The sequence below is a fragment of the Cellulomonas sp. P1_C4 genome, from assembly GCF_056406355.1.
This window is the reverse complement of record NZ_JBFUAI010000031.1, coordinates 13340-28929: the sequence shown is the minus strand read 5'-3', so window position 1 is coordinate 28929 and position 15590 is coordinate 13340. Positions and strand designations below refer to the sequence as shown.

Here is a 15590-nt window from a genome sequence, read left to right as displayed (position 1 = left end):
CGGCAGCACGGGCGGCGGCGACGGGTACCGCAGCAGCGGCGGCAGCTCCGCCGGGTCGCGCGACTCGCGCGGCGGCAGCACGGGTGGCTACCGTGGCGCCCCGAGCGGCGGCGGGTCCCGCGACAGCGGTGGCTACCGCGGCGGTTCGACCGGCGGCGGCTCGCGCGACAGCKGTGGGTACCGGGGCGGCTCCGGCGGCAGCGACTCGCGCGATGGCGGCGGCTACCGCGGCGCCTCGAGCAGCGGCGGGTCGCGCGACAGCGGCGGGTACCGGGGCGGCTCCGGCGGCGGCGACTCGCGCGACAGCGGTGGGTACCGGGGCGGGTCGAGCAGCGGCGGTGCGCCTCGCGGTGGCAGCTCCGCGGGTTCGCGGGGCACGACCGGCGGCGCCTCGCGCGGCGGTCCGAGCGGTTCGTCGCGCGGCGGCGCCCCGCGTCCGAAGAGCGGCAGCGGCTATCCGCGCAGCGGCGGCACCGGCCGGCCGCGCAGCGACGGTGCGTCGAGCCGCCCGTCGAAGCCGAGCCGCACGCCCGAGGTGACCATCGACGTCCACGACCCCGACGGCACGCGCCTGCAGAAGGTGCTGGCGGCGGCGGGCCTCGGCTCCCGGCGCGCGTGCGAGGACCTCATCTCCGCCGGCCGCGTCACGGTCGACGGGAACAAGGTCACCGAGCTCGGCGTGCGCGTCGACCCGCTGACGGCGGTGATCCACGTCGACGGCATGCGCGTGCAGCTGGACTCGTCGATCATCACGATCGCGCTCAACAAGCCCAAGGGCGTCGTCTCCACCATGCACGACCCCGAGGGCCGTCCGTCGATCGGGCAGTTCGTGGCCGACCGCGAGGAGCGGCTGTTCCACGTCGGCCGCCTCGACGCCGAGACCGAGGGCCTGATCCTGCTGACCAACGACGGCGACCTGGCCAACCGGCTCTCGCACCCGTCGCACGGCGTCACCAAGGTCTACCTGGTGCAGCTCGACGGTCGCGTGACGCCGTCGCTGGGCACCCGGCTGACCAAGGGCGTCGAGCTCGAGGACGGCCTGGCCAAGATCGACAAGTTCCAGATCGTGCAGACGACGCCGCAGGCCAGCCTCGTGGAGATCGAGCTGCACGAGGGCCGCAACCGCATCGTGCGACGGATCTTCGACGAGGTCGGCTTCCCGGTCACGCAGCTGGTCCGCACGCAGATCGGCCCGATCCGCCTGGGCGACCTCAAGCCGGGTCGCACCCGCGTGCTGTCGAAGACCGAGGTGGGCTCCCTGATGACACGGGTGGGCATGTGACGCAGGCGACGAGGGGGCCGGTGCGCATCGTCGGCACCGGCCTGCTGGGCACGTCGGTGGGCCTCGCGCTCACCACCCACGGTGTCGACGTCGTCCTGCACGACCCCTCGCGGACCGCTCTCGCGCTCGCGCGCGACGTCGGTGCGGGACGGCCGGCGCGCGCCGACGATGCCTCGCCGGACCTCGTCGTCGTCGCCGCCCCGCCGGACGTGACCGCGGACGTGGTGCGCGCCGAGCTCGAGGCCTACCCCGACGCGGTCGTCACGGACGTCGCCAGCGTGAAGGGCTACGTGCTCGCCGAGCTCAAGGCCGCCGGCGCCGACCTCTCGAGGTACGTCGGTTCGCACCCGATGGCCGGTCGCGAGCGCTCAGGCCCGTCGGCCGCCGTGCCCGACCTGTTCCTCGGGCGCCCGTGGGTGATCACCGACTCGGGCTCGTCGAGCCCCGCCGCCGTCCTCGCCGTGCGGTCGCTCGCCGTCGACCTCGGCGCGGTGCCCGTGACCATGGACGCCGACGCCCACGACGCCGCGGTCGCGGCCGTCTCCCACGTGCCGCAGGTTGCCGCGAGCCTCGTCGCCGCGCGGCTGCGGGGTGCCGACGAGGCCGCACTGGGCCTGGCCGGGCAGGGCCTGCGGGACGTCACGCGGCTGGCGGCGTCGGACCCCGCGCTCTGGACGTCGATCCTGGCCGCGAACGCCGCGGCGGTGCGCGCCGTCCTGGTGGACCTGCGCACCGACCTGGACGGCGTGATCACCGCGCTCGGGCAGGCGGCCGCGGCCGACGGTCCGGAGACCGTCGAGCTCGGCGCCCTGGCCACCCTGGCCCAGGCGATCGCCGACGGGAACGCCGGCGTCGCGCGCATCCCCGGCAAGCACGGTGGTGCCCAGCGCACCTACGCCGTCGTCACGGTTCTTGTTCCGGACGCCCCGGGCGAGCTGGCGCGCCTGCTCACCGAGGTGGGCGAGGTGGGCGTCAACCTCGAGGACCTGCTCCTCGAGCACGCCGCCGGCCGCCCGGTCGGCATGGCACAGATCTCGGTGCTGCCCGGCAGCGTGGAGCACCTCGAGGCGGAGCTGACAGCCCGCGGATGGAGACTGGTGAGTTGAGCACGGCCCTCGTCATCGCGATCGACGGACCCTCGGGGTCCGGCAAGTCGAGCGTCTCGCGCGGCGTGGCCAGCGCCCTCGGACTCGCGTACCTGGACACCGGGGCGATGTACCGCGCGGCGACCTGGTGGTGCCTGGAGCAGGGCGTCCCGCTGACCGACGTCGACGCCGTCGCGGCGCAGGTCAGGGAGCTCCCGCTGGTCATGGGCGTGAATCCGGCGAACCCGACGGTCCACGTCGGCGGCATCGACGTCGGTGAGGCGATCCGCGAGACGTCGATCTCGGCCGCGGTGAGCGCGGTGGCGACGAACCTCGGGGTGCGCGCCGAGCTGGGCCGGTTGCAGCGGGAAGCCATCGACCGGGCGCGCTCGGGCGCCGGGATCGTCGCCGAGGGGCGGGACATCACCACGGTGGTCGCGCCTGACGCCGACGTGCGCGTGCTCCTGACCGCGAGCGAGGAGGCGCGCCTGGCCCGGCGCGCGCTGGAGCTGCATGGTTCCGACGACGCCGACGCGGTCGACGCCACGCGCGACCAGGTGCTGCGGCGCGACGCCGACGACTCGACGGTCGTGCAGTTCCACGTCGCCGCCGACGGCGTCGTCACCGTGGACTCGTCCCACCTGGACTTCGACCAGACCGTGCAGGCCGTGCTCGACGTCGTCGAGTCGGTCGTGGGCTCCCGCGCGTGAGCACGTCCACCGGTCCGTCGGCGTTCGGTCCGCGCTGGTCGCGCTGGATCGGGCGCTTCCTGGCGCGGGTGGTCTGGAACACCGGCGTCGTCGGTGCCGCGCACGTGCCGACGGACGGACCCGTCCTGTTCGCCGCCAACCACACCGGCATCATCGACGGCCCGGTGCTGCTCGGGGTCGCGCCCCGGCCGTCGAACATGCTGGTCAAGATCGAGATGTTCTGGGGGCCGGTCGGCTGGGTGCTGCGCGCCGCCGGCCAGATCCCCGTCGAGCACGACGGGGGCCGGTCGGCCCTGAACAGCGCGCTGGTCGTGCTCAAGCGCGGCGGCGCCGTCGGGGTGTTCCCGGAGGGGAACCGCGGCAAGGGCGACGCGGCGAGCGCCCGTGCCGGCATCGCGTGGCTGGCGCTCAACGGCCATGCGCCGGTCGTCCCGGTCGCCGTGCTGGGCACGCGCCGGACGGGGGAGTCGGTCGGTCACGTCCCCGGACTGCGACGTCGGCTCGCGATCGAGTTCGGAGAGCCCCTCATCCTGGAGCGGGCGGCGGGCACGTCCGGCCGCGTGGCGCTCGAGCAGGCCAACGAGGCGATCCGGGTCGCCCTCGCGCAGCTGGTCGACGGCGCCGTCGCGCGCACGGGCCTGGTGCTGCCGACCGACGACCCGAACCGCGAGCGCTCACCGCGATGACCGAGTGGGCGTGGGACCCGTCGCTGTTCGCGGGAACCGCCGCGCACTACGTGGTCGGCCGCCTGCCGTACCCGCCGGAGCTCGCGGACGCCCTCGGTGCCGCGCTCGGCCTGGACGGCACCGGCCGCTTGCTCGACGTCGGGTGCGGCCCGGGTTCGCTCACCCTGCTGCTGGCGCCCCTGTTCTCGTCGGCCGTCGGTGTCGACCCGGACGCCGACATGCTCGCCGAGGCGCAGCGCGCCGCGGGAGCGACGCCGGTCGAGTGGCGGCAGCTGCGTGCGGAGGAGCTGCCGGCTGACCTCGGCACGTTCCGGACCGTCGTGTTCGCGCAGTCCTTCCACTGGATGGACCAGCCGCTGGTGGCGGAGCGGGTGCGCGGGATGCTCGAGGAGGGCGGCGCGTGGGTGCACGTGTCGGCCATGACTCACCGCGGCCTCGAGGGCGACGACGAGCTCCCGCACCTGCGGCCGCCATGGGACCGCATCGACGATCTCGTCGCCGCGTACCTGGGGCCGGTGCGGCGGGCGGGCCGCGGCACGCTCCCGACGGGGACGCGCGGCGGCGAGGAGGACGTCATGCGGGCCGCCGGCTATCGCGGACCGGAGCGCCTCGTCGTGCCCCGCGGGCAGCCGGTCGAGAGGACCGCCGACGACGTCGTCGATGCGGTCCTCTCGCTCTCCAGCTCGGCCCCGCACCTGTTCGGCGACCGGATCGGCGCCTTCGAGAGCGACCTGCGAGGCCTCCTCGGCCCGGGCCCGTTCAGCGAGCGGGAGCGCGACGTGGCCGCGGCCATCTGGCGGCCGTGACGGGACTCTCGCCCTGCTCGTCGCCCTGCGGTCGGTACACCTGGGACAATGAGGGCATGACTGAGCCCGATCCCGCCCTGGTGCTGCCCGACGAGACCGGCGACGCCGACCGCGAGCGGGCGCTGCGCGCGGGTCTCACCGACTACGAGCTGGAGGACGAGGACCTCGCCCTCCTGCACGCCGGCGACGTCGGCGAGATCGGCGAGGAGCCCGTCGTCGTCTTCCCGGTGCTCGCCGTCGTGGGCCGCCCGAACGTCGGCAAGTCGACGCTGGTCAACCGCATCCTCGGCCGCCGCGAGGCCGTCGTCGAGGACAAGCCCGGCGTCACCCGCGACCGCGTGAGCTACCCCGCCGACTGGTCGGGCAAGCGGTTCACGCTGGTCGACACCGGCGGCTGGGAGGTCGACGTCGCCGGAATCGAGGCGCGCGTGGCCCAGCAGGCCGAGGTCGCCATCTCGCTGGCCGACGCCGTGATCTTCGTCGTCGACGCCACCGTCGGCGTCACCGAGACCGACACCCAGGTGGTCCGCCTGCTGCGCAAGGCCGGCAAGCCCGTCGTGCTCTGCGCCAACAAGGTCGACGGCCCCGCGGGCGAGGCGGACGCCGCCAACCTGTGGTCGCTCGGGCTGGGGGAGCCGTTCCCGGTCTCGGCCCTGCACGGCCGCGGCACCGGCGACCTGCTCGACGCCGCGATCGACGCGCTGCCCGAGGTCTCCGCGCACGGCACCCCGATCCCCGACGGCCCCCGCCGCGTGGCGCTGGTCGGCCGCCCGAACGTCGGCAAGTCGTCGCTGCTCAACAAGGTGCTCGGCGCCGAGCGCGTCGTCGTCGACTCCGTCGCCGGCACCACGCGTGACCCGGTGGACGAGCTCGTCGCCCTCAAGGGCAAGCCGTGGGTGTTCGTCGACACCGCCGGCATCCGTCGCCGCGTCCACCAGACGTCCGGCGCCGACTTCTACGCCTCGCTGCGCACGCAGGCCGCGATCGAGAAGGCCGAGGTCGCCGTCGTCCTGGTCGACGCCTCCGTGAAGCTCACCGAGCAGGACACCCGCGTGATCACGCAGGTCATCGAGGCCGGTCGTGCGCTGGTGATCGCGTACAACAAGTGGGACCTCATGGACGAGGACCGCCGCCCGTTCCTCGAGCGCGAGATCGAGCAGGATCTCGTGCAGGTGCAGTGGGCGCCCCGCGTGAACATCTCCGCGAAGACCGGCTGGCACACCGACCGCATGGTCCCGGCCCTCGAGCGCGCGCTGGACTCGTGGGACACCCGCATCTCGACCGGGCGCCTCAACGCGTTCCTCGGCGAGCTCGTCGCGGCCCACCCGCACCCGCTGCGCGGCGGCAAGCAGCCCCGCATCCTCTTCGCGACCCAGGCGTCCACCAGGCCGCCGCGGTTCGTCATCTTCGCGACCGGCTTCCTCGACCCCGGCTACCGCCGGTACATCGAGCGCCGCCTGCGCGAGACCTTCGGCTTCGAGGGCACGCCCATCTCGATCTCCGTCCGCGTGCGCGAGAAGCGGAAGCGGTGACAGGAAGGGCCCCGACTCTGGGGTAGAGTTTCCGAGGCTCCTGCGGGGGCCGTTCGGGCTGTGGCGCAGCTTGGTAGCGCACTTGACTGGGGGTCAAGGGGTCGCAGGTTCAAATCCTGTCAGCCCGACGTATCAGGCCTGGTGAGACGGTGTCTCACCAGGCCTGAGATTTGATCGGCGGGGCAAAACCCCACGTCAACCCCACACTTTAGAGCGGTCCGCGGGCGTCAGCCGAGGGCGTATCGCCGCGTCGTGCCTGGTGGGAGCCGAAGGGCTGAGAGCAGCGAACCCGCCCGTGCTGCGACGGGTCGCAGGTTCAAATCGGGTCGGCCCGCTCAGTCAGTCCTGGTCAGGCGCGTCCTCGCCGGCCTCGGACTCGACCATGGGCGGCCGGGGCTGAACCTGCACCGGCGGAGTGTGCGAGTCCGGTGCTGGTGACTGCGTAGACGCAAAGACTCGTGTAGGCGGTCACCACGTGATTGGGCATGTCCGCGCTTGGTCCAGCAAACGGCAGTGGCGGTGGGGCCCTGACTGTGCCGGTAGCGGCACGCGCAAGTCGGCACGCTGGTGGGGGGTTCTGGCTGACGAGGGCGAAGGCTCAGCCCGATCAGCGGCGAGCACCTCTACGCCGCAACCGTCGAGATGACCAGCGCCGTGTGGGCATTCCGCTCGGCCGCTTTGGGGTTGCCTAGGCGTGGCGGTCTACAAGTCAACATGTGTAACAGGCTGTTCACGCGCAAGGGCCGCGACGGAAACACCCCGCTGTATACCGTTTCGTCGTCAGGTCACCCGACGGATCGGAACCGCAACTCATGCCTGCAGTGCTTGCCAGCCCGCTGCTCGATGCGGCGTCGAGTCCGCTCGACGCTCGTCAGCGGGCGGTCGTGGACCAGGTGTCCGCCGCCGAACGGGCGCACATCCTGGCGCTGCCGAGTGACGACCCGCTGGATCCGAAGCGCCGAGCGCGGGTCGAGCTGACCGGGCCGGAGCTGTTCGGGCAGCCGGAGGCGGTCGAGGCAACTCTCACGCACAACGCCGACGCGCTGCGCGAGGTGAAGCGGCTTCTGACCGGCGTGAACCTGGTCTACCTCGTCGGCGCAGGCGACTCGCTCGCCGTGATGGACGCCTCGCGGGTTGCGCTGCAGGTCAGCCTCGGGGTTCCGTGCATCCCGATCCAGAGCCTCGAGCTTGCGTACTACGGGCGGGGGATCCTCGGGCCGAATGTCGCGGTGATTGCGCTGTCGAGCTCGGGGGAGACGACGCGGACGGTCGAGGCGGTTCTAGTCGCGCAGAACGCTGGGGCGCGGACCGTGGCGCTGACCAACACCGCCGGGTCGACGTTGGAGCGCGAGGCGAATCTCAGCCTCCTGGTGCGGGCGACGCGCAAGGGATGGCCGACGCAGTCGTCGACGGCCGCGCTCGCACTGATGCTGGCGCTGGCGGGCAGGAAGATCGACGCCGAACTCATGCGGGCCGTTCTCGACACGACCAGCGACCAGATCGCTGCCATCGCCGAGCGGGAGGTCGCGGCGCAGATGGTGCTGTTCAGCGGCGGCGGACCGAGTGCGGCGGCGGCGGTCGTCGGGGCGGCGAAGGTCAAAGAATGTACGCCGGTGCACGCACTGGCCATCCAGGTCGAGGAGTACCACCACTACAACTCGCAGAAGGCCGGCGAGCCGCTGCTGCTCATCGCGCCGTCCGGGCCGACCGTGCCGCGTGCCGTCGACACCGGCACCGACGCGCACCGCTGGGGCGGGCGGCTGTACGTGGTCACCACGCAGGGTGAGACGGCGTTCGACGAGATGGCCGACGACATCGTCTTCCTCCCGTCCGTCGACGAGGCTCTCAGCGCGTTGCTGACCTTCCTCCCGGCGCAGCTGCTTGGGTACCACCTGGGCCTCGCGGGTTTTCGGGCGGCGGCAGACCGTGACTGAGCAGCGGCCTCTGAACCTCGTCTGCGTCGGGAACCTCACTGTCGACCAGGCCGTGATCGCCGGGCGCAGCAGCCTCGGGATGGGTGGCGACGCCCTCTACGCCGGGCTCGCGGCTCGATTGGCAGGGGCTCGCGTCAAGGTCGTCGCGCCGATCGGGAACGACGCGCCCGACGAGCTGAGAGCAGCTGTCGCGCTCACCGGCACAGATCCCGAAGGCCTGCCGCATCGCGACGAACCAACGGTTCGCAACCGCATCGACTACGCCGACGACGGCTCCCGCCGATGGACCCTGGAGACCGGCGACGAGCACTTCGAGCGGATGTCGGTCCATCCACACGACGTCGACCAGGACGCCCTGACCGGTGACGCCATCCTCCTGTCGGCCATGGGTCTGCACGCGCAGCTCGAGGTGGCGCAGTGGCTCGTCGGACGGACGAGGGCGACGGTCTACTTCGACCCCCAGGAGGACTACGTCGCGGGCAACGAGGGGAGCCTGCTCGACGCTGTCGCCGCATGTGACGTGTTCCTGCCCAGCGAGGTCGAGGCGTACGCGCTGGCCGGCACAACCGACCCCGTGGCCGCGGCCCGCTTTTTCCTCACCCGCGGGCCTGGCGTCGTCGTCGTGAAGCTCGCCGAGCGCGGGTGTGTCGTGGCCACCGCGAACGAGTCAGTGCACGTGCCGGCGGACGTGGTCGAACCTGTGGACAGCACGGGTGCCGGCGACGCGTTCTGCGGGGCGTTCGCCGCCGTGCACCTTCGCGTCGGGGCGGTCGAGGCAGCACGTGTCGCGACGAGGATCGCGCGGACCGCGGTTCTCGGCGTGGGAGTCGACGGGCTGGTCCGGGCACTCCGCGAGAAGGCGAGTGCCGCATGAACATCACCGTGATCAACCCGAACACGTCCGAGGCCCTCACCAGGACGATCGTCGAGGCGGCCCGGAAGGCGACGACGCACACGGTCACGGGAGCGAAGCCGTCCCACGGCGTGCCGTCGGTCGAGAGTCACGCCGAGGAGGCGTGGGCCGCGCTCGGTGTCGTCGAGCAGGTGCAGGAGCACGACGCCACCACCGACGCGTTCGTCATCGCGTGCTTCGGGGACACCGGCGTCACCGCCGCCCGCGAGATCGCGACCGGGCCCGTCGTTGGGATGACCGAGGCCGCGCTCATGACCGCCGCGCTGCTCGGGCACCGAATCGCCGTGATCACCATGCCGCCGCGGACGATCGTGCACTCCGAGCGTGTGGTCCGAGACCTGGGTCTCGGCCACCGCGTGACGGTGACCGCCGTCGATGCAGCTGTCGTCGAGCTCGAAGAGGGCAGCGCGGGTGTGCTCGACGCGTTCATCGACAAGGGAATCGACGCAAAGCGACACGGCGCCGAGGTCATCGTGCTCGGTTGCGCGGGCCTCGCGGACCTCGTCGGCCCCCTGACCGCAGCGCTCGACGTCCCGGTGGTCGAGGGCGTCGCAGCGGCGGTCGTCCTGGCCGCAGGGCTCGTCGCACAAGGTCTCGGGACATCCCGAGCCAGCTCGTTCGGGCGTGTCACCACTCCGCGAGTCGCGAAGGTCTGGCGATGAGCCTCCTGTTCACCGACGTCCTCGTGTACGACCGCTCGGCGCCCGCGGGCTTCGTCGGCCCGACCGACGTCCTGGTCGAGGGCAACGCGATCGTCGCCATCGGTCCCCGACTGCGTGAGTTCGGACTGAGCGCGTCCGGCCAGACGAACGCGCTCGGCACAGAGGTACGCGCTCGGGCGGAAGGAGCGGATCGGGTCATTCGCGGCGACGGGCATCGGCTGCTGCTGCCGGGGCTCGTCAATGCGCACTTCCACTCGCCCGCGAACCACTTGCGTGGATCCGTGCGGAGCCTGCCGCTCGAGCTGTTCATGCTTCAGGAGTCGCCGGCGGACCCGTCGCTGACCCCGACGCCGCACGAGGCGTACGTGCGCACCATGCTCGCCGCGGTCGAGATGCTCCAGCGCGGAATCACCAGCGTGCAGGACGACGCGTTCCTCATGCCGACGCCCGAGCCCGAGATCATCGACGCCGTCGCGCAGGCCTACGAAGACTCCGGCATCCGCGCGACGCTAGCCCTGGACCAGCCCGAGCTGCCCGAGAAGGACAAGCTCCCGTTCATCTCCGACGACGCCCCGGAGCTGACCGACTACCTGGCCCAAGGACCCGCGGCGGGTGCCGACGAGCTCCTGGCCGCCTACGACCACCTCATCAGCCGCTGGCACCAGAAGGCGGACGGCCGGATCAGGGCCGCCGTCTCGGTGTCCGCACCTCAGCGGGTCAGCCCGGCGTACTTCGCGTCGCTTCAACAGCTCGCGGAGCAGCACGACCTGGCGGTCTACGCGCACATGCTCGAGACCAGGACGCAGGCCGCGCTCACCCAGCACCCGCGGTTCCACGGGCTGTCGCTCGTCGCGTACACCGACGAGCTCGGCCTGCTCACGGAGCGCACGAACGTCATCCACGCGGTCTGGGTGTCCGACGACGACCTGGACCGGATCGCCGCCGCGAAGAGCACCATCGCCCACAACCCCGTGAGCAACCTGCGCCTCGGCAGCGGCGTCATGCCCTGGCGCGACGTCCTGGACCGTGGGATCACCGTCGCGCTGGGCACCGACGAGGCGATCTGCGACGACACGGTGAACATCTGGACCGTCGCGAAGACCGCGGGCCTGATCCACAACGTGTCCGGTCGCGACCCGCACGACTGGCCCGCCGCGCACGAGGTGCTCGACGCCCTCTGGCTCGGTGGTGCACGCGCGCAACGACTCGCCGGGAAGGTCGGCTCGGTCGAGGTCGGCATGCTCGCGGACCTCACCCTGGTCGAGCTGCACTCGCTGCCGTTCACCCCGCTCAACGACCTGCGGGAGCAGCTCGTGTACGCCGAAGACGGTCGGGACGTTGTCCTGACGGCGGTCGACGGGCGGGTCGTCGCGGAGAACGGCCACGTCACCACCGTCGACGAGGACGCGCTGCTCGCCGAGGCCCGAGCCATCTTCACCGCCAAGCAACCGGCGCTCGAAGCGGCCCGGGAGCGCGCGGCCGTCGTCGAGCCCGCCTACCGCGCGATGGTCCACAAAGCCGCCCGGCTCGACGTGGGTGTGCACCGATGGGTGGGAGTCCAGTGACCCGGTACGACTACAGCCCGGCGACGACGAGACCGGCAGGCACCTGGCCGGGCGGGGCCAAGCTCGCCGTGTACGTGTGCGTGGGCGTCGAGGCGTACCGGGTCGGCGGCGAGCACGTCGAGGACACCCTTCCCGGTGTGCCCGCGCCCGACCTCGTCAACACCGCCTGGCGCGACTACGGCAACCGCGTCGGCGCGTTCCGGCTGTTCGACCGCCTATCCGACTACGGCATCGCGCCGACCGTCCTGCTCAACACGGACGTCTACGACGAGGCTCCCGACGTGCTCGAGGCGGCCCGCAAGCACGGCGCCGAGATCGTCGGGCACGGGCTGAGCAACTCCGACTCCCTCGCGGACGTGCCCGACGAAGCGGCCTACCTGAGGGCTGTCGCGGACCGCATCCACGACGCGGAGGGCAAGGCACCCGGTGGGTGGTCCAGCCCGTGGCTCACGCACACCCCGGCGACGATCGACCTGCTCGCGGCCTCCGGGTACCGATACCTGCTCGACCTGCGGGTCGACGACCAGCCCGTCTGGCTGCGCACCAACAACGGCCCGCTGCTCGCCATCCCGTACAACGCCGAGGTCAACGACTCCAGCACGATCATCGGCCGCGACGTCACCGCCCGGGACTTCGCGGACATGATCGTCGACGAGCTCGACGAGCTGCTGCTCGCGGCGCAGGACCGCCCGCTCGTCATGTCCGTGGTCCTGCACTCGTTCATCTCCGGCGCGCCGTTCCGCCTGCGCGCCCTGACCCGCGCGCTCGAGCACCTCGCCTCGCGCAGCGACGAGGTCTGGTTCACGACGCCCGACGAGATCCACGCGGCCGTCGTCGCGAACCCGTCGATCTTCGGGGCGCCACGATGACGGCCGTGAGCGAGGCGCCCGTGAGGATGCCGACCCCCGAAGCCGTCGCCGTCGTCGACGACCTGCGCCTGTCCCTGGTCCGCAACGGCGAGCGCCGCGAGATCCTGCACGGGGTCTCGCTCTCGATCGCGCCGGGGGAGATCGTCGGGCTGGTCGGCGAGTCGGGCTCCGGCAAGAGCATGCTCGCGCTCGCGCTGCTGGGACTGCTCCCGCACAGCAGCACCCCTGAGACGTCCGGCAGCGTGACCGTCACCGGCGTCGACATGCAGCGCTCGCCCGACAAGGAACTGCGCCGGGTCCGCAGGGAGTCGCTCGGCGCGATCTTCCAGGACCCGATGACGTCGCTGAACCCGACCATGCGCATCGGCCGGCAGATCCGCGAGTCCACAGGCGACGACGCCGAGTCGGTGCGCCTGCTCGAGGCCGTCGGCGTGCGCGACGCCACCCTTCGCCTGCGGGTCCACCCGCACCAGCTCTCGGGCGGCCTGCGGCAGCGGGTCATGGCGGCAATCGCCGTCGCCGGCCGCCCGAGGCTCGTCATCGCCGACGAGCCGACCACAGCCCTCGACGTCACCGTGCAGGCCCAGCTCCTGCAGCTGCTGCGCGAGCTGCGCGACGACCTCGGCTGCTCCGTCCTGCTCATCACGCACGACCTCGGCGTCGCCGACCAGATCGCCGACCGCCTCGCCGTCCTGCACCACGGCGAGCTGGTCGAGCTCGGGCCGGCGCGCACGGTCGTCACGCACCCGTCGCACGCGTACACGCGGTCGCTGCTGGAGTCGCGCCTCTCGCTCAGCTCGCCCCGGGACGAGCGGTTCGCCGACGGGGACGCGACAACCGGGGTCGTCGGCGGGATGCCCGCAGTCGCCGCCGTCGGTCACGGCGACAGCACCACGGTCGCCGACGGGGACGCGCCCGCCAACGCTCTCGTCGCAAAGCCCGCCGTCCGGGTCCGCGGGCTCGAGCGCACGTTCAGGGTCAAGCACGGCGAGGTCCGGGCGCTGACCGGCGTCGACCTCGACGTCGCACCGGGGGAGGGCCTGGCCATCGTCGGCGAGAGCGGGTCGGGCAAGTCCACGCTGCTGCGGATCGTCGCCGGCCTCGAGAAGGCCACGGCGGGCACGGTCGAGATCGCTCCCGGCGGTGCGCAGATGGTGTTCCAGGACGCGGGCTCGTCGCTGACACCGTGGATGTCGGTGGGCCACACGCTGGCCGAGCGCCTCAGGCCGCTCAAGCTGTCGAAGAGCGACCAGAAGGACCGCATCGAGGAAGCCCTCGACGCCGTCGGCCTCCCGATCGACGTCACGAAGGCCCGTCCGAGCGAGCTATCCGGCGGCCAGCGCCAGCGCGTCGCCCTGGCCCGCGCGACGGTCGTCCCGCCCGCGGTCCTGCTCTGCGACGAGCCGACCAGCGCGCTGGACGCCTCCCTGGCCCGCAGCGTCCTCGCGCTGATCCGGGACCTGCGCKCGCGTCTCGGCATGACCGTCCTGTTCGTCACGCACGACCTCGCCGTCGCGCGGCTGATGGGCGACCGGATCGCGGTCATGCAGTCGGGCGCGGTGGTCGAGCTGGGCACCGCCGACCAGGTCACCGCCAGCCCGCAGCACGAGTACACCCGGACGCTGCTCGCTGCCGTCCCCGAGATCCGGGAGGTCCAGGTCTGATGTCCACGGCCGTCGTCCCCCGCACCCGCATCCGCCCGATCCCTGGGATCCGGCTCGCACGACCCCTGAGCATCGCGGTCGTCGCACTGCTCGGGATCGTGACCCTGGTCGCACTCTTCGCGCGGGTCCTCGCGCCGTACAACCCGGTCCAGCCGGTCGGCGCCCTCAACCTCCCGCCGTTTAGCCCGGGCCATCTGCTGGGCACCGACTCGATCGGGCGCGACCTGTTCAGCCGGACGCTCGTCGGGATGCAGGTCAGCTGGTTCAGCGCGCTGGCCATCGTCGCGTCGGGGCTGGTCATCGGGGGGATCGTCGGCGTCATCGCCGGGTCCCGCGGCGGCTGGCTCGACGACGTGCTCATGCGCGTCACCGACCTGTTCCTCGCCCTGCCGGGCGCGCTCGTGGCCATCGCGATCGTCGCGGCGATGGGACCGGGCCTGCGCAACACGCTCGTGGCGGTCGCGATCGTCTGGTGGCCCTACTACGCCCGGATCATCCGCGGCGAGGTGAAGGCGCTCGCGGCACGACCACACGTCGAGGCCGCGAGGTTGTCCGGCGTCGGCGAGGTCCGTCTCGTGAGCCGGCACCTGGTGCCCGGCGTCGTCCCGACCGCGGTCGTCACGGCCAGCCTCGACGTCGGCAACGTGATCCTGCTGCTGGCGGGGCTGTCGTTCCTCAGCCTGGGCCAGCAGGCGCCCGCACCCGAGCTCGGCGCCGACACCGCCCGCGCGATGCAGCAGCTCCTGAGCCACTGGTGGGTGCCCGGTGTGCCGGCGCTCGCAGTGCTGTTCCTGACCCTCGTCGCCAATCTCGGTGGCGACGCCGTCCGCACGCTGCTCCCGGCGAGGTGGTGACGTGCGCACCTTCGCCCTCAAGCGCGCCGGCGCGGCGGTCCTGCTGCTGATCGTGCTGTCGTTCGTGCTCGTCCTGCTCCAGCAGATCAGCCCCGCCGACCCGGCCCGCGCGTACCTCGGCGCGAATGCGTCGCCGACGGCCGTGGCCGCCGAGCGCCAGAAGCTCGGCCTCGACGATCCGCTGCCGGTCCGTTACGTGCACTTCCTCGGGCACGCGGTGACCGGCGACCTCGGGCGCTCGCTGCGGACCCGCAACGACGTCACGCAAGACCTCGGCACCTACCTGCCGGCCACCATCGAGCTGGTCCTGGCCGCGTTCCTGATCGCCCTGTTCCTGGCCACGCTCTTCGCGGTGTCCGGCGCCCTGCAGTGGCGGGGCACAGGGGCGGTGCGCGGTGGGTTGCTGGTGCTCGGGGCCGCGCCGCCGTTCGTGCTGGCCATCGTCGGCATCGTCTTCTTCTACGGCCGGCTCGGCTGGCTCCCCGGCAACGGTCAGGGCGCGTCCGACTCACCAGGACCCACGGGGATGCTCGTCGTCGATGCGGTCCTGCACGGCAACGGGCCCTTGTTCTCCGAGGCCCTGCGCCACCTGATCCTGCCCGCGACCGTCCTGGCGATCATCCCCGCGGTCGCCATCGGACGGATCCTGCGCACGAGCCTCGAGTCGACCTTGCGCGCGGACCACATCCGCACCGCCCGGTCGAAGGGTCTCGACGAGGGCCACGTCCTGCGCCACCACGTGTTCCGCAACGCTGCCGGGCCCGCCGTATCGATGGCCGGTCTGCAACTGGGCTTCATGTTCGCCGGTGTGGTCGTCGTCGAGCAGGTGTTCAGCTGGCCCGGGATCGGCAACTACCTGGCCGCGAGCATCCCTGTGGCCGACTTCCCGGCGATCGCGGGCGTGACGCTCGTGCTCGGGACCATCTACGTCCTCTCCAACACCGCCGTGGACCTGCTCCAGGCGGCAGCCGACCCGCGGATCACCGCGTGACGACGCCGGAGAGGCGCACTGCCGCCGCCTGCTGTAC

At 72.5% G+C, this 15590-nt stretch carries 14 protein-coding genes and 1 tRNA gene; all 15 read left to right on the top strand.

Annotated features, from left to right (window positions below; all coding sequences use genetic code 11):
* A partial coding sequence (locus tag AC1DYZ_RS19250) for a pseudouridine synthase (protein WP_477066713.1) occupies window positions 1-1282 on the top strand: 1282 nt, incomplete at its 5' end.
* Window positions 1279-2388 carry a prephenate dehydrogenase gene (locus AC1DYZ_RS19245; protein WP_477066712.1) on the top strand — a complete coding sequence of 370 codons (1110 nt, stop codon included), beginning with the start codon at window positions 1279-1281 and terminating at the stop codon, window positions 2386-2388. The genes AC1DYZ_RS19250 and AC1DYZ_RS19245, both read left to right, overlap by 4 nt.
* Window positions 2370-3077 (top strand): (d)CMP kinase, encoded by a 708-nt coding sequence (cmk, locus tag AC1DYZ_RS19240; protein ID WP_477066711.1) that lies wholly within the window; start codon window positions 2370-2372, stop codon window positions 3075-3077. The genes AC1DYZ_RS19245 and cmk overlap by 19 nt, the downstream gene beginning before the upstream one ends.
* Window positions 3074-3763, top strand: coding sequence for a lysophospholipid acyltransferase family protein (locus AC1DYZ_RS19235; protein ID WP_477066710.1), 690 nt, complete (start codon window positions 3074-3076; stop codon window positions 3761-3763). Before cmk ends, AC1DYZ_RS19235 begins: the two co-directional genes overlap by 4 nt.
* Window positions 3760-4569 carry a class I SAM-dependent methyltransferase gene (locus AC1DYZ_RS19230; RefSeq protein WP_477066709.1) on the top strand — a complete coding sequence of 270 codons (810 nt, stop codon included), beginning with the start codon at window positions 3760-3762 and terminating at the stop codon, window positions 4567-4569. The genes AC1DYZ_RS19235 and AC1DYZ_RS19230 overlap by 4 nt, the downstream gene beginning before the upstream one ends.
* Window positions 4570-4625: 56 nt before the next feature.
* Complete coding sequence (gene der, locus AC1DYZ_RS19225; RefSeq protein ID WP_477066708.1) at window positions 4626-6101, top strand: ribosome biogenesis GTPase Der; 1476 nt, start codon at window positions 4626-4628, stop codon at window positions 6099-6101.
* Between the two features lie 54 nt (window positions 6102-6155).
* Window positions 6156-6229 (top strand) — tRNA-Pro (locus AC1DYZ_RS19220).
* Window positions 6230-6913: 684 nt separating this feature from the next.
* Window positions 6914-8035, top strand: coding sequence for an SIS domain-containing protein (locus AC1DYZ_RS19215; protein ID WP_477066707.1), 1122 nt, complete (start codon window positions 6914-6916; stop codon window positions 8033-8035).
* The gene (locus AC1DYZ_RS19210; RefSeq protein ID WP_477066706.1) at window positions 8028-8909 is read left to right on the top strand and encodes a carbohydrate kinase family protein; all 882 of its coding nucleotides are present in this window, start codon (window positions 8028-8030) and stop codon (window positions 8907-8909) included. The genes AC1DYZ_RS19215 and AC1DYZ_RS19210 overlap by 8 nt, the downstream gene beginning before the upstream one ends.
* The gene (locus AC1DYZ_RS19205) at window positions 8906-9610 is read left to right on the top strand and encodes an aspartate/glutamate racemase family protein (protein WP_477066705.1); all 705 of its coding nucleotides are present in this window, start codon (window positions 8906-8908) and stop codon (window positions 9608-9610) included. Before AC1DYZ_RS19210 ends, AC1DYZ_RS19205 begins: the two co-directional genes overlap by 4 nt.
* A complete protein-coding gene (locus AC1DYZ_RS19200; RefSeq protein WP_477066704.1) occupies window positions 9607-11175 on the top strand; it encodes an amidohydrolase family protein in 1569 nt (522 codons plus the stop codon). The genes AC1DYZ_RS19205 and AC1DYZ_RS19200 overlap by 4 nt, the downstream gene beginning before the upstream one ends.
* A complete protein-coding gene (locus AC1DYZ_RS19195; RefSeq protein ID WP_477066703.1) occupies window positions 11172-12044 on the top strand; it encodes a polysaccharide deacetylase family protein in 873 nt (290 codons plus the stop codon). Before AC1DYZ_RS19200 ends, AC1DYZ_RS19195 begins: the two co-directional genes overlap by 4 nt.
* A 5-nt stretch (window positions 12045-12049) precedes the next feature.
* Window positions 12050-13708: an ATP-binding cassette domain-containing protein gene (locus AC1DYZ_RS19190; protein WP_477066702.1), complete on the top strand. Its 1659-nt coding sequence runs from the start codon at window positions 12050-12052 to the stop codon at window positions 13706-13708.
* Window positions 13708-14562 (top strand): ABC transporter permease, encoded by an 855-nt coding sequence (locus tag AC1DYZ_RS19185; protein ID WP_477066701.1) that lies wholly within the window; start codon window positions 13708-13710, stop codon window positions 14560-14562. Before AC1DYZ_RS19190 ends, AC1DYZ_RS19185 begins: the two co-directional genes overlap by 1 nt.
* Before the next feature lies 1 nt (window position 14563).
* Window positions 14564-15553, top strand: coding sequence for an ABC transporter permease (locus AC1DYZ_RS19180; protein ID WP_477066700.1), 990 nt, complete (start codon window positions 14564-14566; stop codon window positions 15551-15553).
* Window positions 15554-15590: the final 37 nt, after the last annotated feature.

Excerpts from the sequence above, each read along its gene's own strand:
- AC1DYZ_RS19185 (WP_477066701.1), top strand. The coding sequence starts at position 13,708 with ATGTCCACGGCCGTCGTCCCCCGCACCCGCATCCGCCCGATCCCTGGG.
- AC1DYZ_RS19215 (WP_477066707.1), top strand. The coding sequence starts at position 6,914 with ATGCCTGCAGTGCTTGCCAGCCCGCTGCTCGATGCGGCGTCGAGTCCG.
- AC1DYZ_RS19205 (WP_477066705.1), top strand. The coding sequence starts at position 8,906 with ATGAACATCACCGTGATCAACCCGAACACGTCCGAGGCCCTCACCAGG.
- AC1DYZ_RS19230 (WP_477066709.1), top strand. The coding sequence starts at position 3,760 with ATGACCGAGTGGGCGTGGGACCCGTCGCTGTTCGCGGGAACCGCCGCG.
- cmk (WP_477066711.1), top strand. The coding sequence starts at position 2,370 with ATGGAGACTGGTGAGTTGAGCACGGCCCTCGTCATCGCGATCGACGGA.
- der (WP_477066708.1), top strand. The coding sequence starts at position 4,626 with ATGACTGAGCCCGATCCCGCCCTGGTGCTGCCCGACGAGACCGGCGAC.
- AC1DYZ_RS19200 (WP_477066704.1), top strand. The coding sequence starts at position 9,607 with ATGAGCCTCCTGTTCACCGACGTCCTCGTGTACGACCGCTCGGCGCCC.